Below are 6,294 nucleotides of genomic sequence, written 5' to 3'. Positions count from 1 at the left end.
TGGCGACCGTGCACGATGCACACCTCGTGCGGCAGGCGCGACAGCACCACTTCCGGCACGATCAGCTGGTCCATGCCTACGCGCATGGCGGCGAACATGTTCTCCTGCACTGCCTGCACCTTGGGGTCGGTGGCCGTGGCGAAGCGCTGCTGCACGATGTTCTCCAGTTCCGGCACGGCGGCCGGATCGTGCACGAAGCTGTGCATCATCTCGCGGTAGCGGGCGATGCGCGGGTCGTCATAGAACGCCAGCAGGCGGTGCATCTCGTAGGTCCAGCGGTGCGGCGCACCGATGGCACCCATCAGCAACACCTTGTCGAACCGCTGCGGCGCCTGCACCAGCATGTGCAGCGTCAGCGCGCCGCCCATGGAATTGCCGACCACGTGCGCCCGTTCGACACCCATGGTGTCCAGCAGGCTCAGCATCTGTTCCACCCGCGCGCCGATCCAGCCGAGAATGTGCGTCGGCAGTTCGGCCGGCAGTTCGGTCTGACCGAAGCCGGTCAGGTCCGGCGCGATGACGTAGTAGTGCTTGGCCAGGTCCGGCGCGCAACGCATCCAGTTGGAAGCCGCGGTGGCGCCCGGGCCGGCACCGTGCAGCAGCAGGGCCGGTGGGTTCTTGGGGTCGCCGGCCAGCAGCACGTGGCTGGTGATGGCGCCCGACTGGATCTTTTCTTCGACGACGTTGCTCACAGGAGACTCCTCACGGTGTTCATGACGTTGTGTGTCACAGGGCACGAGCCGCCAATGATAGCCGCCCCATCGACGGACGGCCGTTGAGCGGCACGACACCGGCACGGCCGGGGCTGCTGCGGCGCTGGGCACTGTATGACTTTGCCAACAGCGCCTTTCCGACCGTGATCGAGACGTTCGTGTTCGCCGCCTACTTCACCCGCCAGGTGGCGCCGGATCCGGTCACCGGCAGCGCCCTGTGGGGCACGGCGGTCGGCCTGGCCGGGCTGGTGGTGGCGCTGCTGGGCCCGGTGGCCGGCGCGCTGGCCGATCACGGCGGCGGCCAGCGCCGCTGGCTGCTGGCTGCGACGGCGCTGTGCGTGCTGCCGACCGCGGCACTGTGGTGGGTGCAGCCGCAGGCATCGAACCTGATCATCCCGCTGCTGCTGGTCGGCATCGCCGCGGTGGGCATGGAACTGGCCAGCGTGTTCTACAACGCCCTGCTGCCGCGCCTGGCGCCGGCCAGCCAGATCGGTCGCTGGTCCGGCTGGGGCTGGGGCCTTGGCTACGCCGGCGGCCTGCTGTGCCTGCTGCTGGCGCTGTTCGGCCTGGTGCGCGAGGGCGCCTGGCTGACGCTGCCGCGCGAGGACGCCAGCCACGTGCGCGCCAGCTTCGTGCTGGCCGCGGCCTGGTTCGCGCTGTTTGCGCTGCCGCTGCTGACCGCGCGCCTGCCGGGCCGTGACGCGCCGCCCGGACGGCTGGAGATCCGCGCCAGCCTGGCCGAACTGTGGCAGACCCTGCGTGGCCTGCGCCGGCAGGGCGCGCTGCTGCGCTTTCTGGTCGCCCGCATGCTGTACACGGATGCGCTGGCCACGCTGTTCGCCTTCGGCGGCGTGTACGCCGCCGGCACCTTTGCCATGACCGAAGCGCAGGTGCTGGCGTTCGGCATCGGGCTCAACGTCACCGCCGGCCTGGGCGCGGCGGCCTTCGCGCACCTCGACGACCGCCTCGGCAGCCGCAACACCATCGTCATCGCCCTGCTGGCGCTGCTGGCCAGCGGCGCGGCGGCCCTGCTGGCGCAGTCGGTGGCCAGCTTCTGGGCCGCCGGACTGGCGCTGGGCGTGTTCGTCGGCCCGGCGCAGGCGGCCAGCCGCTCGCTGCTGGCGCGCATGGCGCCGCCGCAGCAGCGCAATCAGCTGTTCGGCCTGTTCACGCTGTCGGGCAAGGCCACCGCCTTCCTCGGGCCGCTGCTGGTGGGCTGGGCCACGCTGTACTCGGGCAGCCAGCGCGTCGGCATGGCCGTCATCCTGGGGCTGTGGCTGGCCGGGCTGGCGCTGCTGCTCACGGTGCCGGCAGACCGCCCCCGCGGGCACGAATAAGCCGCAGCAGCTGCGCGCGCAGTGCCCGCGCCGCCCGCTCGCGCGGGGGGCCGTCGGCACCGGCGGCCAGCAGTTCGGTGGCCCGCAGAGGTTCGCCGAAGTGCACGCGCACACGTCGCGGCCGCGGCCAGCGCCGGTGCACTGGCCAGGCCCGATGGGCGCCTTCGATGAACACCGGCACCACCGGCACGTCGGTGTGTTCCAGCAACAGGCCGATGCCGGGCAGAAACGGCTCCAGCGCGCCACTCGGGGAACGGCGCCCCTCCGGAAACCACACCAGCGCATTGCCGGCGCGCAGCGCCGCCAGCCCGAAGGCAAGACTCGACAACGCCCGCCGCTCGGCATCCATGGGCAGGACCCGCGCCAGGCGCGACACCGTGCGCATCAGTGGCCCGCCGAGCATGATGCCGGTCCAGCCGGCCCAGCACAGCGGCCCGAGTGCCCGGCGGCCGAGCGCCGCCGCCAGCGCCGGGGCGTCGAGATAACTGGCGTGATTGGGCGCCAGCAGGAACGGACCTGTGGCGGGCAGCCGCTCGCGACCGCTCACGGTGAGGCGAAACACCCCCCGCAGCACCAGCCAGTCGAGCCCCAGCAACAGCGCACGCGCCGGCCACAGCCACACCGGTGGCGGGCGCAGCCAGCGCTGCTGGACGGTATCCAGCGCCGACAGCGGGTCCTCGAGCAGCCCCGCCGGCGGCGCCGTTTCGGCCTGACACACCTCGTGCAGCAGGTCGCGCACGGTGTCGATGCGGCCGATGGCGTCCTCGTTGAGCTGCGCGCCGCTGCGCGAGGCAATCTGCAACCCGAGGTCCAGCCAGCCGAGCGAGTCGACACCGAGGTCCAGGTGCATGTGACTGTCCGGCGTCAGGTGACGGCCGGCGTAACGCTGGCGCAGGTATTCCCACACCGCCTGTGCCCGCGGGTCGGCCAGCAGTGTCCGGTCCTCTGACGACAGCGGCGGCGGGCCGCCCGCTTCCGCCCCGGCACGGGCCGCCTCGTAGCGGTCGGGCAACAGATGCCGGCGCAGCTTGCCGAGCGCCGTGCGCTCCAGCGGTTCGCCGGTCACGGCGAACGCCGCCACACGCTGGTAACTGGGCAGCTGCTGCGACTGCGCCGACACCGCCGCGCGCAATGCGGCGGTGTCGGGCTCGCCCTGCGGCACCAGCAGGGCCACCAGGCGCCGGTCGACCTGCAACACCGCCGCCTCGGCAATCAACGGATGGGCCTGGTAAACCGCCTCGACTTCCTCGGGCTGGATGTTCTTGCCGCTCTCGGTGACGATCAGCGTCGAGCCACGCCCCAGCACCTGCAGGCTGCCATCGTCGGCCAGCAACCCGAGATCCCCGGTACGAAACCAGCCGTCCGGGGTGAACGCCTCCCGGTCGGCCTGCGGCAGACCGAAATAGCCCCCGAACACCCCCGACCCGCGCACCTCGATCAGCCCGCTGGCGGGCGGCAGGTCGTCCTCGCCGGCCGGCACCTGCCCCAGGCGCAGCTCGGTACCGGGCACCGGGCGCCCGGCGCTGCCCGGCCGGCCGCGTCCCGGCGGTCGCAGCGTCAGCAGCGGCGAGGTTTCGGTCAGCCCGTAGCCAACCGCCACCTGCCAGCCGAGCGCACCCAGCGCGGCATCCAGATCGGCCTCCAGCGCCGCGCCGCCGCAGGCCAGCAGCCGCAGGTCGGGCGCCAGCTGCCGGTGCAGCGGTGCCAGCAGGGTCCGCGCCAGCGACGGGCGCAGGCGGGCGGCACGACCAGCCACTGCGCGCAGCGCCCGCAGCAGGCGCCGCCGTGCCGGCGGCAGCCCGTCGAGACGAGCCTCGATACCTTCCAGCAGCGCGCGGTACAGGCGCGGCACGCCAATCAGCACGCTGGCGCGACCCGCGCGCAGCGCCGCCATGATGGCCGGTCCGGTGCCGGCACCGGGCAGCAAAACCGTCACGCCGGCTGCCAAGGGCAGCAACAGGCCGATGACGAACGGATACACGTGGTGCATTGGCAGCGGCAGCAGCACCCGGTCCCCCGGCCGCGCCAGGTCCAGGCCCGCCACCGTGCGCAGTTGATACAGCAGATTGTCGTGGCTCAACGGCACCCCTTTCGGTGGCCCGGTGGTGCCGGAGGTGTAGAACATGACGGCCGCCTCGGCCGGATCCACCGCCGCAGGCAGGCTGGCGGCGTCCGGCCCGCCGGTCAGGGCGTCGATCAGCAGCAGCGGCGGAACGCCATCATTCAGGCGCGGCGCCTGATCGACATCGGCCAGCACCAACACCGGGTCTGCGTCCGCCAGCACGTGGCGCACCTGCTCGTCACCGGCATGCACGTCCAGCGGCACCAGCACGCCACCGGCGCGCAACACACCCAGCGCCGCCACTGCCCATGGCAAGCCACTGTGGGCCAACAGCAACACCCGCCCGCCCGGGCGCAGGCCGGCGCCCGCCAGGTGGCCGGCCGCCTGCTCGACGCGCTCCCCGAGCTGCCCGAAACTGAGCGCCTGCTCGCCCGCATCGGCGAACCAGCGCAACGCCGGACGCCCACCGAATCCACCCAGCTGCCGCGTCAGGCCAACCAGGTCCGGCGCCGGCACAATGGTCAATGGCACGTGTCCTCCTCCCGACCGATGGCTGAGGACGCGTACCATAGCAGTCGCCCTGCAATACAGCGCCCGGCCCCTGCTGTGGCCGTGTCACATCGGCGGTCCAATGTGTCCCGCATGCCCCTCTCGTTGCCGACGACTTCCGTGACTGTCCCGCGCATCGGCATCGCGCTCGGTAGCGGCGCGGCGCGTGGCTGGGCACACATCGGCGTCCTGAACGTGCTGGCCGAAGCCGGCATCGAAACGCACGTGGTCTGTGGCAGCTCGATCGGCGCGGTGGTCGGCGCCGCCCACGCGACCGGCCGCCTGGGCGAACTCGAGGCCTATGCGCGTGCGCTGACCTGGCGCGGCGTGCTCGGCCAGCTGGACCTGCGCCCGGCCGGTGGCGGCCTGATTGCCGGCGAGCGCCTGGCCCGCACACTCGGCGAACTGATCGGCCACCACGCCATCGACACGCTGGCCACCGCCTACGGCGCCGTGGCCACGGAACTGGGCAGCGGGCGCGAGGTGTGGCTGCGCAGCGGCGACCTGGCCACCGCCATCCGCGCCTCGGCCGCCCTGCCGGGCCTGATGGCGCCGGTGTCGGTGGACGGCCAGTGGCTGCTCGATGGCGGGCTGGTGAACCCGGTGCCGGTGTCGCTGTGTCGGGCGCTGGGCGCCGAACTGGTACTGGCGGTGAACCTCAACGGCGGTATCGCGGCGCGTCACCGCCAGCCGCCGGCACCCCCCATCAGCGACAGCGACCGCCGCAACCTGGGCACCCTGCTGCGCGGCGGCGCCGGCTCCCTGCTGGCGCAGCTGCTGCGCGAGAACCATCGCCAACCCAGTTACTTCGACGTCCTGGTCGGCTCGGTCAACATCATGCAGGACCAGATCACCCGCACCCGTCTGGCCGGCGACCCGCCGGACATCCTGGTGCAGCCACGCCTGACCCACGTCGGCATCATGGAATTCAACCGCGCGCCCGAAACCATCGCCGCCGGCGAGGCCGCCATGCGGGCGGTCCTGCCCGCGCTGCGGGATCTGCTGGCCGAGACCTGACCGGTCTCAGCCCACGATGCTGTCGGCCCAGGCCTGGGCGTCGTCCAGGTCATCGCCGAGCACCAGCACGTGGCCGAGCTTGCGTCCGGCGCGTGGCGCCTTGCCGTAAAGATGCAGGCGCGCGCCGGGGTGAGCCAGGATGTGCGCCAGCGGCGGCGCCTCGTCCAGCCACAGATCGCCCAGCAGGTTCAGCATCAGCGCCGGGCGCGGCTGCGTGACGTCGCCCAGCGGCAGGCCACAGATGGCGCGCAGGTGCTGCTCGAACTGCGAGGTGACACAGCCCCCCAGCGTGTAATGACCCGAATTGTGGGTACGCGGGGCGATCTCGTTCACCAGCAGCTCGCCGTCCGGCAGCAGGAACATCTCGATGGCCATGACCCCGACATGCCCCAGCGCCTCGGCCACCGCCGCGCCGAGTTCGCGCGCCCGGGCCGCCACCGCCGGCGCGATCCGCGCCGGCGCGCGGGTGATGTGCAGCACGTGGTGGCGGTGTTCGTTCTCGGCCACCGGATAGATGGCAATGTCACCGTTGCGACCGCGGCCAAGGATGACCGAGATCTCGCGCTCGTAGCTCACCCAGGCTTCCAGCACCGCCGGCGCGTGGCCGATGGCCGCC

The 6,294-nt window shown here is 72.5% G+C and carries 5 protein-coding genes; 2 read left to right on the top strand and 3 right to left on the bottom strand.

The window, feature by feature from the left end:
- Nucleotides 1-692 (bottom strand): alpha/beta fold hydrolase (locus ABYX71_RS09760; RefSeq protein ID WP_372696310.1); only part of this gene is annotated, 692 nt, incomplete at its 3' end.
- Between the two features lie 83 nt (nt 693-775).
- Between ABYX71_RS09760 and ABYX71_RS09755 the strand changes: the two genes are divergently transcribed.
- A complete protein-coding gene (locus ABYX71_RS09755; RefSeq protein WP_372696309.1) occupies nt 776-2,050 on the top strand; it encodes an MFS transporter in 1,275 nt (424 codons plus the stop codon).
- On the opposite strand, the gene ABYX71_RS09750 is transcribed toward ABYX71_RS09755, so the two are convergent.
- Nucleotides 2,013-4,643, bottom strand: coding sequence for an AMP-binding protein (locus ABYX71_RS09750; RefSeq protein ID WP_372696308.1), 2,631 nt, complete (start codon nt 4,641-4,643; stop codon nt 2,013-2,015). The genes ABYX71_RS09755 and ABYX71_RS09750 overlap by 38 nt on opposite strands.
- Nucleotides 4,644-4,781: 138 nt before the next feature.
- Here ABYX71_RS09750 and ABYX71_RS09745 point away from each other — a divergent pair, with 138 nt between their 5' ends.
- Nucleotides 4,782-5,678: a patatin-like phospholipase family protein gene (locus tag ABYX71_RS09745; protein ID WP_372696307.1), complete on the top strand. Its 897-nt coding sequence runs from the start codon at nt 4,782-4,784 to the stop codon at nt 5,676-5,678.
- 6 nt (nt 5,679-5,684) lie between these two features.
- Here the strand turns inward: ABYX71_RS09745 and ABYX71_RS09740 are convergent.
- On the bottom strand, nt 5,685-6,294 hold a 610-nt coding region (locus ABYX71_RS09740), incomplete at its 5' end, for an ATP-grasp domain-containing protein (RefSeq protein WP_372696306.1).

Origin of the sequence: Immundisolibacter sp. (genome assembly GCF_041625615.1) — a bacterium.
Classification (GTDB): Bacteria; Pseudomonadota; Gammaproteobacteria; order Immundisolibacterales; family Immundisolibacteraceae; genus Immundisolibacter.
This window is presented reverse-complemented; position numbering and strand designations above follow the sequence as displayed.